14 protein-coding genes are annotated in these 14603 nt (G+C 69.3%); 6 read left to right on the plus strand and 8 right to left on the minus strand.

What is annotated here, in order from left to right; genetic code table 11:
* Positions 1–87: 87 nt before the first annotated feature.
* The gene (locus CACI_RS35670) at positions 88–405 is read right to left on the minus strand and encodes a chorismate mutase (RefSeq protein ID WP_015795761.1); all 318 of its coding nucleotides are present in this window, start codon (positions 403–405) and stop codon (positions 88–90) included.
* Between the two features lie 198 nt (positions 406–603).
* Between CACI_RS35670 and CACI_RS35675 the strand changes: the two genes are divergently transcribed.
* The 4 genes from CACI_RS35675 to CACI_RS35690 all read left to right on the plus strand — a co-directional run bounded on the left by CACI_RS35675 (position 604) and on the right by CACI_RS35690 (position 6126).
* Positions 604–1170 (plus strand): TetR/AcrR family transcriptional regulator, encoded by a 567-nt coding sequence (locus tag CACI_RS35675; RefSeq protein ID WP_015795762.1) that lies wholly within the window; start codon positions 604–606, stop codon positions 1168–1170.
* A 35-nt stretch (positions 1171–1205) separates the two neighbouring features.
* Complete coding sequence (locus tag CACI_RS35680; RefSeq protein WP_015795763.1) at positions 1206–1988, plus strand: cupin domain-containing protein; 783 nt, start codon at positions 1206–1208, stop codon at positions 1986–1988.
* Between the two features lie 504 nt (positions 1989–2492).
* Positions 2493–4625, plus strand: coding sequence for a putative Ig domain-containing protein (locus tag CACI_RS35685; protein ID WP_015795764.1), 2133 nt, complete (start codon positions 2493–2495; stop codon positions 4623–4625).
* 127 nt (positions 4626–4752) lie between these two features.
* Entirely contained in the window at positions 4753–6126 is a 1374-nt protein-coding gene (locus CACI_RS35690) for an aspartate aminotransferase family protein (protein ID WP_015795765.1), read from the plus strand.
* A gap of 223 nt (positions 6127–6349) precedes the next feature.
* On the opposite strand, the gene CACI_RS35695 is transcribed toward CACI_RS35690, so the two are convergent.
* From CACI_RS35695 to CACI_RS35720, 6 genes are all read right to left on the minus strand, one after another.
* Positions 6350–6979 carry a Clp protease N-terminal domain-containing protein gene (locus tag CACI_RS35695; RefSeq protein ID WP_015795766.1) on the minus strand — a complete coding sequence of 210 codons (630 nt, stop codon included), beginning with the start codon at positions 6977–6979 and terminating at the stop codon, positions 6350–6352.
* Positions 6979–7227 (minus strand): RNA polymerase sigma factor sigma-70 region 4 domain-containing protein, encoded by a 249-nt coding sequence (locus CACI_RS35700; protein ID WP_015795767.1) that lies wholly within the window; start codon positions 7225–7227, stop codon positions 6979–6981. The genes CACI_RS35695 and CACI_RS35700 overlap by 1 nt, the downstream gene beginning before the upstream one ends.
* A gap of 165 nt (positions 7228–7392) precedes the next feature.
* Positions 7393–7875: a hypothetical protein gene (locus CACI_RS35705; RefSeq protein WP_015795769.1), complete on the minus strand. Its 483-nt coding sequence runs from the start codon at positions 7873–7875 to the stop codon at positions 7393–7395.
* Complete coding sequence (locus CACI_RS35710) at positions 7875–8312, minus strand: hypothetical protein (RefSeq protein WP_015795770.1); 438 nt, start codon at positions 8310–8312, stop codon at positions 7875–7877. The genes CACI_RS35705 and CACI_RS35710 overlap by 1 nt, the downstream gene beginning before the upstream one ends.
* Before the next feature lie 18 nt (positions 8313–8330).
* The gene (locus CACI_RS35715; RefSeq protein ID WP_015795771.1) at positions 8331–9071 is read right to left on the minus strand and encodes a nucleotidyl cyclase domain-containing protein; all 741 of its coding nucleotides are present in this window, start codon (positions 9069–9071) and stop codon (positions 8331–8333) included.
* A 13-nt stretch (positions 9072–9084) separates the two neighbouring features.
* On the minus strand, positions 9085–9666 hold the full coding sequence (locus CACI_RS35720; RefSeq protein WP_015795772.1) for a hypothetical protein: 582 nt from the start codon (positions 9664–9666) through the stop codon (positions 9085–9087).
* A 204-nt stretch (positions 9667–9870) separates the two neighbouring features.
* Here CACI_RS35720 and CACI_RS35725 point away from each other — a divergent pair, with 204 nt between their 5' ends.
* Positions 9871–10611 carry a Crp/Fnr family transcriptional regulator gene (locus CACI_RS35725; RefSeq protein WP_015795773.1) on the plus strand — a complete coding sequence of 247 codons (741 nt, stop codon included), beginning with the start codon at positions 9871–9873 and terminating at the stop codon, positions 10609–10611.
* 30 nt (positions 10612–10641) lie between these two features.
* On the opposite strand, the gene CACI_RS35730 is transcribed toward CACI_RS35725, so the two are convergent.
* A complete protein-coding gene (locus CACI_RS35730; RefSeq protein ID WP_143765517.1) occupies positions 10642–13641 on the minus strand; it encodes a tetratricopeptide repeat protein in 3000 nt (999 codons plus the stop codon).
* A 106-nt stretch (positions 13642–13747) separates the two neighbouring features.
* Between CACI_RS35730 and CACI_RS35735 the strand changes: the two genes are divergently transcribed.
* The gene (locus CACI_RS35735; RefSeq protein ID WP_015795775.1) at positions 13748–14599 is read left to right on the plus strand and encodes an NPCBM/NEW2 domain-containing protein; all 852 of its coding nucleotides are present in this window, start codon (positions 13748–13750) and stop codon (positions 14597–14599) included.
* The last annotated feature ends 4 nt before the right edge of the window (positions 14600–14603 follow it).

Below are 14603 nucleotides of genomic sequence, written 5' to 3' on the forward strand. Positions count from 1 at the left end.
TCGCGGCGTTCGCGGCGGTCCGTCCGGGAACACCAGAAGGCCGCCCACCGGTGGTGGACGGCCGAGGTGTGCCAGACATCGCCGGGATTACAGCGAGCGGTGGTTGCGGACCACTTCGTCGATGATGAAGTTCAAGAACTTCTCCGCGAACTCCGGGTCCAGCCGCGCCTCCTCGGCCAGCGAACGCAGCCGCCGGATCTGCACAGCCTCCCGGTCGGCGTCGACCGCCGGCATCCCGTGCTTGGCCTTGAGCCTCCCCACCTGCTGGGTGCACTTGAAGCGCTCGGCGAGCAGGTGCACGACCGCCGAGTCGAGGTTGTCGATGCTCGCCCGGAGCTCCAACAAACGGCTGCGGGCGCCCTGCGCCGCCTCATCGTCTTGCAATGTGGACAAATCGCTCGTCATGCCGCCCAGGGTACCCGAGGACAGGCCACTGATCCCTGAGCTTTGTCTCGCATCCCGAGACATGCAAGGACACGCATATCAGAGCTCTGAGTAAGGAGCCGCTCGACGACCCGTCGCTTCCGGTTGACGTCATCACGGTCGAACTCATCGGCAGCACCGAGTAGATTTCTGTACCTACTAGTATGTACAGTAGTTCTCGTGAGTACGAGAGAGCGGCTCATCGAGAGCACCCGGACACTGTTGTGGGAACGCGGCTACGTCGCGACCAGCCCGAAGAACATCCAGCACCTGGCCGAGGCGGGTCAGGGCAGCATGTACCACCACTTCTCCGGCAAGGAGGAGTTGGCGCGCGTCGCCATCGACCGCACCGCCGAGGAGATGCGCGCGAGTGTGGACGCCGTGCTTTCGGGCCCGGGCAGCGCGCTGGAGCGGATTTCGGCGTACCTGCGGCGTGAGCGCGAGGTTCTGAAGGGCTGTCCGATCGGGCGGCTGACGCAGGACCCTGATGTCATGGCCACGCCGATGTTGGTGGCGCCGGTCGAGGAGACGTTCACGTGGCTGCGCTCGCGGCTGGCCGCGATTGTCGCCGAGGGCGTCGTCGCGGGCGAGCTGAGCGCGGCCATCGATCCGGTGATCACCTCGGCCGCGATCGTCGCCACGTTGCAGGGCGGGTACGTGCTGGCCCGCGCCGACGACGACCCGGCCGCCTTCCAGCAGGCGATCGAGGGGATCCTCGCGCTGCTCGGCGCTCTCTCCGTCCGCTGACCACCGAACGTCTCCAGGTTCAAGGAAGAGTGATCATGCAGATTTCCCGTGCTCCCCGCACCGGTGTGCCCGCTTCGTCGGAGTGGATCACCGGCGGTGCGGACATCGAAGAACTCGCCACTCCCGCAGGGCCGTCGCGGACGCAGGTGGACAGCGTCCGCTTCGCGCCGGGTGCCCGCACGCACTGGCATCGCCATCCGCTCGGGCAGGTGCTCGTCGTCACGGACGGGACCGCGCTCGTCCAGCGGCGCGGCGGCGGCGTCGAAGCCGTCCAGACCGGCGACAGCGTGCGGATCGAGGCCGGCGAATGGCATTGGCACGGTGCGACGCCCGATGCCGCGATGACCCATCTGGCCGTCGAGGAACTGCCGGAGGACGGCAGGATCGCAGAGTTCGGCGACACCGTCACCAACGCCGAGTACGGCGCGGGGCGCGAAGCGGAATCCGAAGCCCAGGCGGAATCCGGAGCCCAGAGCGAGCCGGCGCCGCCCCTGAGCCGAGTCGTCGTGATGGATCAGAAGCTGCCCGAGGCCCTCGCGACTCAGCGCGTTGAGATTCGGCGCATCACCATCGCCCCCGGGTACGCCGCCGGGCTGCACGTCCACAACGGACCGGTGTTCGGCAGCATCGAGACCGGCTCGGCCGTGTACCAGATCGAGGGGGAATCAGCCGTTGTGCTCCGCCCCGGCGACGTCTTCCACGAGCCGGAGGGAGTGCGGATCGCGCGGTTCGACGCGCAGCAGGACGGCGTGACCTTCCTCGGTTATTTCTTGCTCGCCGACGGGCTCGACGCCGAGTTGGTGTTCGTCGAGGACTGATATTCGCCGGGACGCCGACAGCGCGTTTCCAAGTCCGCTCAAGCGCCGGGCACGTGTCTGTTGACACGTGCCCGGCGCTGCTGCGGAGAGTATCCGGAGGATGACGAAGACCCGCCAACTATCCGTGCTTACTTCGTCACAAGACTAAAAAACGCAAGGCCAAAAGCTGTTACCGGTGCGTACCTTTACTCGGGTAGCCAGTGGGCAACTATGCACGGCAGTACGTGAGAGACCGTTGACCGACCAACTCCGGAGCGCTACTTTCCCTACTCGAGGCCTGGAGGGAACCGTCCGTTCGGTCGGTACGACGCACGGTCGTTCTCGCCCAGCAGAAGAGCAAGGCGTACACCAACGGCACGGCCGGATCGAGACGCGCAAAAGCAGCTGCGGCGGAGCCCACAGGCACCCCACCTCCGTATGCGGCCTGCGCGCGCCCCCACGAACCAGGTCTCCTCTCGATCGACCGCGTCAACACCCTGCCGAAAGGCGGCTGTCCCAAAGGCCATGCCGTCTCCCCACACCGAGAGGGAAACCATCCCCGTGAGAATCAGTTCTCGCCTGCGCGCGACCGCGCGCCTGGCAACAGCCGTTGCGTTGGGCAGCGCGCTGACAGTGGCCGTCGCTTCGGGGGCCACCGCCTCTCCGGCACCGGCCGCGACCACTTCGGCGTCCGCGAACCTCATCGCCGCTGAGGCCGCCGGTTCCGCCCACGCTTCGCAGCCCGCTTCCACGGCCGCGAACCAGGGCGCCAGCCACGCTTGTTCGGCCGTGATCGTGGTCGGCCACCAGTCCTGCTTCGCCCTGAAGCGGAACGGCGTGCACGCCGACGCCGCCTCGGTGTCGCCGAACTCCATTCCGTCCGGTGTCGGCTATGGGCCCTCGCAGTTGCAGTCGGCCTACAACCTGACCTCGGCCGCGGCCTCCAACGGCGCCGGGCGCACCATCGCCCTGGTCGACGCCTACGACTACCCCACCGCCGCAGCCGACCTGGCCGCCTACCGCTCCGCCGCCGGACTGCCCGCCGGCAACTTCACCAAGGTCAACCAGAACGGACAGACCTCCCCGCTGCCCTCAGCGCCGCCCTCAGGCGACGACTGGACCGTTGAGGCCGCCCTGGACATGGACATGGCCTCAGCCATCTGCCCGCTGTGCAACATCGTCCTGGTCGAAGCCCAAGACGACTCCAGCGACGGCCTGTACATCGCACAAGCAGCCGCCGCAGCCCGCGCCACCTACATATCCAACTCCTGGGGCGGCTCGGAATCCTCCACCGACCCCTCCAGCGACAACACCTACTTCAAGCACGCCACCGGCACCGTCACCACCGTCTCCGCCGGCGACTCCGACTACGGCGTTTCCTACCCGGCGACCTCCCCCAACGTCGTCGCCGTCGGCGGCACCGCACTATCCACCGCCTCCAACACCCGCGGCTGGACCGAATCGGTCTGGAACACCTCCACCGGCTCAGAAGGCACCGGCTCGGGCTGCTCGGCCTATGAGACCCAGCCCTCCTGGCAGACCGCACTGAACATGCCGGCCGGCTGCTCCAAGCGCATCGACAACGACGTCGCCGCAGACGCCGACCCCGCCACCGGCGTCGCCGTCTACGACACCTATAACGGCGACGGCGGCTGGAACGAAGTCGGCGGAACCTCAGCCTCCTCCCCCATGGTCGCCGCCATGTACGCCCTCGCAGGCAACGCCGGCGCCAACCCCGCCCAAGACATCTACCAGCACACCAGCAACTTCTACGACGTCACCACCGGCAAAGACGCCTCCTCCTGCAGCCCCGCCTACCTGTGCACCGCCGAAACCGGCTACGACGGGCCTACCGGCATCGGCACCCCCAACGGCATCGCGGGTCTGCAGACCGGCGGCACCAGCTCCGAGACCGTCTCGGTGAGCAACCCCGGCAACCAGACCTCGACGCAGGGCACCGCGATCAGCACCCTGCAGATCTCGGCCACTGACTCCGCGAGCAAGGCACTGACCTACTCGGCGACCGGTCTCCCGGCCGGCCTGTCGATCAACTCCAGCGGCGCCATCACCGGCACGCCGAGTGCCGCCGGCACCTCGTCGGTCACCGTTACCGCGTCCTCGGGCACCGCGTCGGGCTCGACGTCGTTCACCTGGACGGTCAACGGCACCGGTGGCGGCGGATGCACCGCGGCCCAGCTGCTCGGCAACCCCGGCTTCGAAACCGGTAGCGCCTCGCCGTGGACCGCCTCGGCGGGCGTCATCGACAGCAGCACCTCCGAGCCGGCCCACACCGGTTCGTGGAAGGCGTGGATGGACGGCTACGGCACCACCCACACCGACACCGTGTCGCAGAAGGTGACCATCCCGGCCGGCTGCAAGACGGCGACCTTCGCCTTCTGGCTGCACATCGACACCTCGGAGACCACCACCAGCACTGCCTTCGACAAGCTGTCGGTGCAGGTCCTGAACTCCGCCGGCACCGTGGTCAGCACCCTGGCCACCTACTCCAACCTCAACCACAACACCGGCTACACCCAGCACTCCTTCAGCCTGGCCAGCTACATCGGCCAGACCATCACCCTGAAGTTCACCGGCGCCGAGGACTCCTCGCTGCAGACCTCGTTCGTCGTGGACGACAACGGTCTGAACGTGAACTGATGACTGCACCGTAGGTTCTGAAACCGCGGGCGGCGGATCGGGTTTCCGATCCGCCGCCCGTTTTTGGCATCTGTAGCAAATCGTGTCGAACATCCTCTAGCGGACTTCTGTAGGCGAAACTCGTTGCATGGGATTCGACCTCGCCGACCTCCTCGCCGCGCGCCGGGGCGAGGGGTACGGACTGCACGCCGAGTACGGCAACCCCCAGCTGGCCCGGATGCTGCGGACCATCGGGTTCGACACCGTGTATGAGCAGGCTGAGGGCGCCTTCCTGATCGGCGCCGACGGGCAGCGGTACCTGGACTTCCTCAGCGGGTTCGGGGTATTCGGGCTCGGTCGCAACCATCCGGTGATCCGGCAGGCGCTGCACCAGTACCTTGACGCGCAGTACGCGGACCTCGTGCAGTTCGACTGCGCGCTGCTGGCCGGCGTGCTCGCCGAGCAGCTGGTGAGCAAGGCACCGGGGATGGAACGGGCATACTTCGGCAACAGCGGGACCGAGGCGGTCGAGACGGCGTTGAAGTTCGCGCGGTGTGCGACGGGAAAGCCGCGGGTGCTCTACGCCGACCACGCATTCCATGGACTGACCGCCGGGTCGTTGTCGGCCAACGGAGCCAAGGAGTTCCGGGACGGGTTCGGGCCGTTGCTGCCCGGCGGCGCTGTCGAGTTCGGGGATCTGGCGGCGTTGGAGGCGGAGCTTCGCAAGGGTGACGTCGCGGCCTTCATCGTCGAGCCGATCCAGGGCAAGGGAGTGTTCCTGCCGCCCCCTGGATACCTGGCGCAGGCGCAGGCACTGGTGCGGAAACACAAGGCACTGCTGATCTGCGACGAGGTGCAGACCGGCCTAGGGCGGACCGGCACCTTCTTCGCCTATGAGAGTGAAGGGCTGGAGCCGGACCTGGTCACGGTCGCCAAGACGCTGTCGGGCGGATTCGTGCCGGTGGGGGCGACGCTCGGCAAAGACTGGATCTTCCAGAAGGTCTACTCCTCGATGGACCGGGTGCTGGTGCACGACTCGACGTTCGGGTCGACGGCGATGGCCATGACCGCCGCACTGGCCACGCTGTCGGTGCTGGAGGACGAGGAGCTGACGGCGAACGCCGCCCGGGCCGGCGGCCAGCTGACCGCCGGGCTCCAGGACATGGTCGGACGGTATGAAATGCTCGCGGACGTGCGCGGGCGCGGACTGATGATCGGCATCGAGTTCGGGAAGGCGTCCTCGCTGCGCCTGAAGGCGGGATGGTCGATGCTCCAGGCCGCGCGCAAGGGATTGTTCTCACAGATGATCGTGATGTCGCTCTATCGGCGGCACCGGATTCTGACCCAGGTGTCAGGCGACTTCCTGGAGGTGGTGAAGCTGCTGCCGCCGCTGACCATCGGCGAGCGCGAGGTCGAGCAGTTCCTGGCGGCCTTCGAGGACGTCATGCGCGACGCGCACAAGGGCACCGGGATGATGTGGGACTTCGGGAAGACGCTGATGAAGCAGGCTCGGTCGGCTTGATGCGGGCGGTCGGGTGAGGCGGGCGGGTCGAAAGGTGGCCCGCGGTCGGGCTTGGCCTGAGTTAGGCGGTCGGATGAGGCAGGCGCTCGGGTGAGTCAGGCGGTCGGATGAGGCAGGCGGGTCGAAAAGTGGCCGCGGTCGGTCTCGGCCTGAGTCAGGCGGTCGGAAGTCGGCCGCATGACTTTCGGCGCGAAAGTCGCTCCCGGTCGGACCGGCTCCCCGCTCAGCCCGCGCGCTGGAGTTCGGCGAGCACGCGTTCGCGCAGCTGCTCCAGCTGGACTCCTTCGTCCCGCAGGATTCGGGCGCCGAGTCCTTGGTTCTCGCGGACCAGTCCGAGCAGGATGTGTTCGGTTCCGATGTAGCCGTGCTTCAGCGCGAGTGCTTCGCGCAGTGACAGCTCCAGGACCTTCTTCGCGCGCGGTGTGAAGGGGATGTGACCGCGCGGCGGGCAGGGGCGTGCCTGCTCCTGGGCGTGGCGGCGGCGCCACCACGGACCCTGGATCGCCTCGCTGTGGGGGGTGCCGCCGTCCAGGGCGCCGGGACCGAAGGAGTCCTCGACGGCGGCGCGTACCGCGTCGAGGTCGATGCCGATGGTGCGCAGGGCGGCGGCGTCCTTCTCGGCGCGTTCGCGGTCGGATTCCTGGCCGGCCTGCTCGATGCGCTCGATGTCGGCGACGACCCGCTCGCGGGTGATGCCCGACGCGGCGAGCACGCTGCCCGCGACGCTGTCGGTCCCGCGGAGCAGTCCGAGCAGGACGTGTTCGGTCCCGATGTGCCGGTGCCCCAGGAACCTTGCCGAGTCCTGGGCGACCACCACCGTTGCCCGCGCCTCGCCCGTGAACCGTTCGAACATCACATCTCCCGTCCGGACGCCGGCACGGACGCTGCCCGCGTCCGCCCGGCGTGCTTCTTGTGGACAGCCTGTTTGCTCACGCCGAGTTCGTCGGCGATCTCCTGCCACGACCAGCCCTTCGCGCGGGCGTGGTGCACCTGGAGGGTCTCCAGGGAATCGAGCAACCGGCCCAACGCCGCCACCGCGCGGAGTCCTTCGCGCGGGTCGGTGCTGCCGGCTGCGGCAGCGAGATCTGTTGCTTCGGTCATGGTGTCAATGTAGGTTGACGACCGAGGCGCTGTCAACCGGAGTTGACGGCGGGAGCTGAGAAACAGCCGCCGGCGGGCAGCCCGGACCGGAGCTCAGGACCGCCCCGTCGATGGCGTCCGCGAAGTACCCGGATATGACCATCCGGTGCGCTCAGCAGGGTATTGTCACGCGCTCTCGTCGGCCGCGGTCTGGTTCGGGCTCGCCTGATCGCCGCGACCGGGCTTGGCGTGGTGGTGCTGGATGATGTTGCCGTCCATCACCGCGAACAGCGTCGAATTGTCCTTGGCGATGTTCGTCATCGTCTTCTCCGCGGGCCTGGCGGCCGGAGCCGTCCCGCCGATCCGGTCGACCAGCCGCCGGAGTGCCTCGTCCGCGGCGGGGTTCACGGCGAGGACGCGGACCAGGTTCTCGCGCCAGCGCGCTGCGAGCATGTCGGTCAGGACCGCGACGTGCTCGGGCGCGGCGCCGAGGAGCATGCGCGCGTTCACGTCGAGTTCGGGGACCAGGACGCCTTCCAGCGCCGGGCCCGCGTCGTGGAGCATCCCGACCGCCTCCTCGCGCAGGGCGGGCCAGTCCGGCGTCGGCATCGCGGCGACCAAAGCCTGACCGCACTCGGCGGCCAGGCGGGACGGCTGTTCGGGCGGCATCAGGGTCCTGTCCTGTCTGTCGTGCTGCGCGAGTGGGTGTGCAGGTGCATGTCGCCGTTCTGCACGGCGAACACCGAGCCGTAGTCGTGGGCGACGGCGGTCTGGCGGGTGATGAAGATCCGCCGGTTCTCGGCGAGGTCCGAGGCGTAGGCCTGGACCAGCTCGGCGAGCGGGACCACGCACTCGGGATCTTCGTCGAGCAGCGCGGAGAACTCCAGCGTCCAGCGGCCGACCAGGGCGCGGCGCGCGGCGTCGGGCTCGGCGGCGCGCTCCACGGCGGCGGAGTCGGCGTCGAGTTCGGTCTCGATCCGCTGGGCGGCTTTGCCGCGCCGCCGGCGGCGGAAGAGTTTCGCGACGGTGGTACGGACACCGCTCCAGGTGTCGGTGGCCATGGCCGTCACCAGAGTCGCGGCGGCAGCGGCCGCGAGGGTTGCCATCTCGTCCATGGGATCCGTTCAGAGGTGGTGGATGTGCACGTCGCCGTGCTGCACGCCGAGCGCCTTGGCGGAGTCGGTGGCGATGACGGTCATGGACGAGCGGTCGTCCGATCCAGGGCTGCTTGCCGGCGCGGCGCGCGCCGCCGCCTCGTCCTCCTGCACCGATACCCCCTGCGGCACATACAGCCACGCCCCGGCGGCGTATTCCTTCTCCTCCACCTGGACCCGCCGGAACTCCGCCGCCTCGATGCCCACGTAGCCGTGAACGATCGTCTCGTCGTAGAAGTGCTGCGAGACCAGCAGCACCAACGGCACGGATTCCGGCGCCTTCGCCAGCGCGTCACGGCAGGCCCGCGCATCGAGCATCCGCGCCAGGACGATCAGCGAACTGCCCGCCGGGACGCCCTGCGGCCCGACGAAGACATCGCCGGAGTGGACCGCCATCCGGACGCGGATCTGCCCGATCGCGGCGTGCAGCCGGTTGTGCTCGCGAAGACGTGCCGCCAGCTCGGGAATCAGGGGATGGACAAGGCTGGTCCGCGCCGTGCCGGACGGCGTCGTCACCCGGAGTCCGTCGCCCAGATCCTCGACCAGACAGGCGTCCCAGGCGATGCCGCTGCGCTCGACCGCCTCCGACAGGCAGCGCGTGAGCGCCGCGCGGATCGCCAGCAGAGCCTGGTTGCCGCGCCCCGAGGATTTCTCGATGTCGACGGCCAGGACGGAGCGGTATTCGGGCAGGTCGTTCACGATTCCCCCCATGTCAGCGTTCCCATCAACGGTCCTCATGGTCCGTGCCCGCGCCGAAACATCGGAACCGCGCCCCCGGGGGACGCACCGGATGCCAGTCCTCGATCGCGTATCCCTCGTCGCGCAGATCGGTGTACAGACCCTCGGACAGCACCACCGCGAAGCCGTGGCGTTTGCGGCCGTCGGCTCCGTCGTGGTCGGCGACCGCGGAGGTGACGGCAGCACTGACGGCCGCGGTGACGGCGGCGTCGTTCGCCAGCGCGCGGGCCCGGTCCAGCCCGGCGCCGGCGAACCCGTCGTCGAGCACCCGCATGATCCCGACGTTCAGCGCCAGCAGTGTCGGCGGGCTGCCGGAGTCCGGCCCGTCGGACTCCGGCAACCGCGCCGTCACCGCCTCGACGAGGTCGCGGACCAGGCGCACCTCGTCGACGCCCGCCGGCGCGATGGCGGCCTGGGTCCCGTCGTCCAGGACCGCCAGGAACAAGCGCGCGAACCCTCCCCCCGCGCAGGCCTCGGCCAGCAGTCCCGGCCGGTCCGAGGCCAGCGCCGCGCACAGCCGCCGGGACCCGGTATCCGGGCCCTGCGATTCGTTCCCCTCGTCGGTCATGCAGAACCCCCTCAGTAGCGGAGCATCGGAGCCGGCTCCTCCCCTCCGCGCTCCACTGTTCACCACTTCGAGCGATCGAACCCCGTACCAATACGGATTCCGTGGAATCCCCCGCCCTTGCCGGTAACCGAGCCGGTTCTGAAGTACGTGGCGCACAATGTTCTCGGTAATCCCACTTCTCGGGCGATGGCGGAGGAGAACCGCATGGACCATCTGGACCGCTCGGGCCCGGATCCCCTGCGAAGAGCACAGCGCTCTGCCGCGCGCGGTACTTGGCGCTGGCCGGAGAACAGCCTTTTGGGAAGTCTGCCGGAAGCCACGCGCGAGCGATTCCTGAAGCTGGGCAAGATGGTGCAGCGGCAGCCGGGGACCGTCCTGATCCGCGAGGAGGACCAGTCGACCTCCGTGCTGATCCTGCTCGACGGCGTCGTGAAGGTCACCGGCCGCACGCAGGACCAGCGCGAGGCGCTGCTGGCGGTGCGCGTCGGCGGCGACCTCGTCGGCGAGTTCGGCGCCCTGGACGGCAAACCGCGCTCGGCGACCGTCACCACCTGCGGCACGCTGGTGCTCCGCCTGGTCACCCGCACGGACTTCCTCGCCGCGCTCAACGCCGATGCCGTGCTGTCCCAAGCGGTCAGCCGCTCCGTCGTGGACAAGCTGCGCGTCGCCAACAGCCGCCGCATCGACTTCGCCGGCAGCAACGCGCCGACCCGGCTGGCCCGCGTCATCTACGACTTGGCGATGACCTACGGCGAGCGCGAGGGCACGACCCTCGTCATCCGCTGGCCGCTCACCCAACCAGAGATCGCCTCCCTCGTCGGCGCGGCCGAACCCACGGTTTTCAAGGCGCTCAAACAGTTGCGGGAAGCTGGCATTGTCAACAACGGTTATCGCCGCATCGCAGTACGCGATATCGACAAGCTGCGCGCTGTGGCGTTTCCGTAAAAGCCCGACTCGACTATTCCCGGTATTCCTTTAGGTGCGCAGCAGCCACGCCAGATTCTCCGATACGCCAGCCAGGTCGTCCTCGTAGAGTCCCGGATGAGCCGCGACGAGACCGCGGTACAGCGCCACGGCCTCCGAGAGCGCTTCGATGGCAGCACCCTGACGTCCTACGTCCTCACGGCGCAGCCCCAGCTTGTTGAGCGCGATCGCCAACGCGGGACGGACCGCCGGAACGTCCTCAGCCGCCTGCCGCAGCCCTTCGACAGCCCGCTCGGCCGCGTCGAGCGCCGCTTCCCTGCGTCCGACGGCGCTCAGATACCCGGACAGGTTCGCCAGCGCTTCGGCGAGTAGCACGCGATGCGGCTCGGGATCCGACGCCGTCAACCGCTCGTGGATCGCGACCGCTTCTTCCGCGACCGACAGGGCTTCGGCGGCTTGATCGTGCTCGCTGAGGTGGACGGCCAACGTGGTGAGCGCGTGCGCCAGCCGATAGGAGTAGGCGTCCGCATCTCCTGCGGCGAGCCGCCTCCACACTGCGGCGGACTCGCGGGTCCGCTCCAGCGCTTCGGCGTGACGACCGGTCCGGGAAAGGGCGACGCCCTCGTTGTGCAGAGACAGCGCGAGCTGCGGTTCGTGCACTGCCGGAAGCCGGTCGGCCAACTCGCGGCAGACGGCCGTGGCCTCGCGATGCTGAACCAACGCGTCTTGGTACCGTCCCCGCGCCCCGAGCGCACCGGCCAGGCGGCCGAGCGCGCGGGCGAGTTCGGGCTGGTAAACGTCGCGGTTCGCGGCCGCGTGGACGCGGAGCAACCGCACCGCCTCGGCAGCAGCACGCTCGGCTTCCTCGTCGTGGCCCATGTCGGCGGCGCGGAAGCTGATGCCTATCAGGGCTTGCGCGAGGTCCGGCTCGTATCGCGCTGGTTCCTGTGCCGCCAGACGACGGATGACCTCGAGCCCTTCGCGCGCGACCGCCAACGCCTGAGCCGCGCGGTGATTGCCGCCGAGGGTGGAGGCGAGGTTGCTCAGAGCGTCGGCGAGGAAGCGGTCGAACGTCGCCGGATCGTCGTAAGCGAGGCGGCGGTAGAGGTCCACGGTCTCTGCCGCCGTATCGGGATCGGGCCGTCCCTGCCGGCCCTCGACGCTGGTGAGGTTCTGCAACGACGAGGCGAGGACGGCGTCGAACTCACCGGGTCTCTTCGCGGCGAGACGCTTCAACGCGGACACCGCGAGGCGCGAGGCGTTCAGCGCCTCAGCGGTTTGACCCGCCGCCAGCAGATGCGCGGCGTAGTCGGCCATCGTCGTGGCCATCAGACCGGTGTGTGCGGCGGGATCCTGCTTGGCGAGGTCGACGGTGAGCCGGACGGCGCGCAGTCCCTCGTTCTTCGCCTCATCCCAGAGTCCTGCGTTCGCCAGCCGGTAGGCGAGGTCCGAGTGGATCCACGCCTGCGCCTGGAGATCGTCCGTCTCGGCGAGCCGTTTGCGCGCGAGGCGTCGTGCCACCGCGGCGATGCCGGTGTCGAGTTCGACGCTGCGGCGAGGCAGAAGCGGCTCGACGGCCTCGAACAAGGCGATCGGTGCATCGTCGAGCCCTGACAGGGCACTGAGCGCAGCCGCCCCCGCATCGGGCGCGAGCGCCGGATCAGCCAGCAGCACCGGATACAGGCACTGCTCCCCCACATGCGGCCAGCGCTCTGCGGCGGCTGCGAGGAAGATGACGGCGCGAGGCGTCCACGAGGCCGCCCTCGCCTGAGATCCGCGCGCCAACAAGCCGGCGGTGGTTGAAGGCGCCCACGTCTGGTCGGGGTACTCCGCGTGGTACTGATGCCCGGGAATGGTCAGCGCGAGGAAGTCTTCCGCCAGGCGGTCCGGGTAGAGCGGTTCGAGCGCCAGCTCGGCTTCGGGCGGCGGATAGCAGACGGCATGGTCGCCGACGATCTGCTCAGGGTTCTGATCCAGGCCGAGCCGGGACAGCGCGGCCATCGCCGCCGTGCGATCCGTCGCGCCGGTCAGCGCCGCCGCGAACACGGCGTGGTTCATGACGGACGGCGGTGTCCGGTAGGTGCGCTCGCCGGGATTGAGTTCGTAATCGGGGTCGCCGTGGAGCAGGCGCCAGTGACGGTGCTCGCGGTTCAGGAGGTAGATGGTCAGCCCGGCCATGTCGCGCGGCGTCCGGTCGCCGTTGATCCGCGCGTCGACGGCGACCAGCGCCGCCATGTGCACGGCCAGCGTCAGTCCGAAGGCGGGGTCCGTCAGCGAGACCGGCGGGGGAAGGTCCTCCAGGTCTGCGGGGATCTCGCGACCGGAGGGCCCGGTCACCGCCCCGCGCCGGTAGACGTCGGCGAAGGCGTCGCGCGCCGCGGTGAACATCTGCGACCGGTCCTCGCCGTCCTCCGGGAGCGGCTCGATCACCTGCGCCGACGTCGAGATCTGCTGGTCGGTCAGCGTGGCGGCGACCGCCGGCCACATCTCGGCGGTCCGCGCGATCAACAGGACTCTGGTGCGGACTTGGGAGTGGAAGAGCAGCCGGTTGGACAGCAGCGTCATCAGATGCGTGTAGGGCCACTGCTCCGCGTAGTCGACGACCAGGAGCAAACCGTTCGCGCTCTCGGCGCGCAGATCCTGGCTGGCGGCGCTGGAGATGAACGCGCCGGGTCCGTGGACGGCGGTCACCACCTTCCAGCCGTCGGCCACAGCGGCGGCTGAGATCTGGGCCGCCAGGCGGCTTTTGCCCGCGCCGCCCGGTCCGCGCAGCCAGCGCACGTCCAGGCGCGGCCGGCTCATGCGCCAGTCCCGCAGTTCTCCGAGCTCTGATTCCCGTCCGGTGAAGCCGACGACCTCGAACCGGGCGTTCAGCATCCGGCTCGGCGGTTCGGCGAGGAAGCCGGGGTCCGTCTCGGGCGCGCCGCGCCATTCGGACAGCAGGAACAGCGGCACGCCGTCGCCGTAGACGTGGAGATCGGCGCCCATGACCGCGATGCCGATGCCGTTCTCGATGCGGAAGATCTGCTGGTACACCGGGTGAACCCCCACATGGGAAATATCGAGAATCCCGTACTAAGACCGATTGTCCGCCTCAGAACAGGTCCACGGTGGTGCCACGCGACATCGGGCCCTGAGAAACCTGCGGAGGACGACCATGACCGACCCGTACGACAGCTCCGGTCCCGGCGGGGGCAGCCCCGGCGGACCGGACCAGGAGGGCTCCGGCGGCGGCGTCGGAGCCATGGACCACGTGCGCGCGGCGTGGCAGACGCCGGGCGGCAAGATGCTCGCGGTGATCCCGGCGGTGGTCGCGCTGATCCTCGGCGGCGCGGCCGGCGCCGCGCTGGGCGGCGGTGGCGGGTCGAAGAAGCCGGAGATCGTCTCCGCGCCCGGTCCGACGGATTTCGTCACCGTCACCGCGACGGGGACATCGTCCGCCGGCTCGGACGGATCGGGCGCGGGATCCTCCGGCTCGACCACGGCCAGCGGCACCGGCACGCCGACCGGGACCCCGACGGGATCGGCGGCCAGTCTGCCGAGCACGAATCCCACGCAGATCGGCGTCGTGCCGCTGGCGGACCTGACGCCGGCCAGCGGGCCGTGGCGGTCCCGCAACGCGAGCCCCATGCTCAACGGCGCGCTCCAGCAGTTCGCGATCATCCAGGACCTGGAGGACGCCAACACCAACGGCGACGTGGGATACAACCTCGGTCGCTACTACACGAAGTTCACCGGGGTCATCGGGCTGGACGACAACTCGCCGAAGTCCACGCTGCACCCCACGATCGAGATCGACGGCGACGGGCTGAAGATCGCCACGTTCACGCCGACGCTGGGCCATCCGGCGCAGATCAGCCTCGACGTGACCGGGGTGCTGCGGCTGGACGTCAAGTACACCAGCCTCGACAGCGACGGCAACGACAGCGTCGCGGGCTCGCTCGTCCTCGGCAACGGCCAGCTGACGACGGTCCCCGGCTACCACCCGCCGGCGCCGAGCTCGTCCTGAGGCC

Origin of the sequence: Catenulispora acidiphila DSM 44928 (assembly GCF_000024025.1) — a bacterium.
Classification (GTDB): domain Bacteria; phylum Actinomycetota; class Actinomycetes; order Streptomycetales; family Catenulisporaceae; genus Catenulispora; species Catenulispora acidiphila.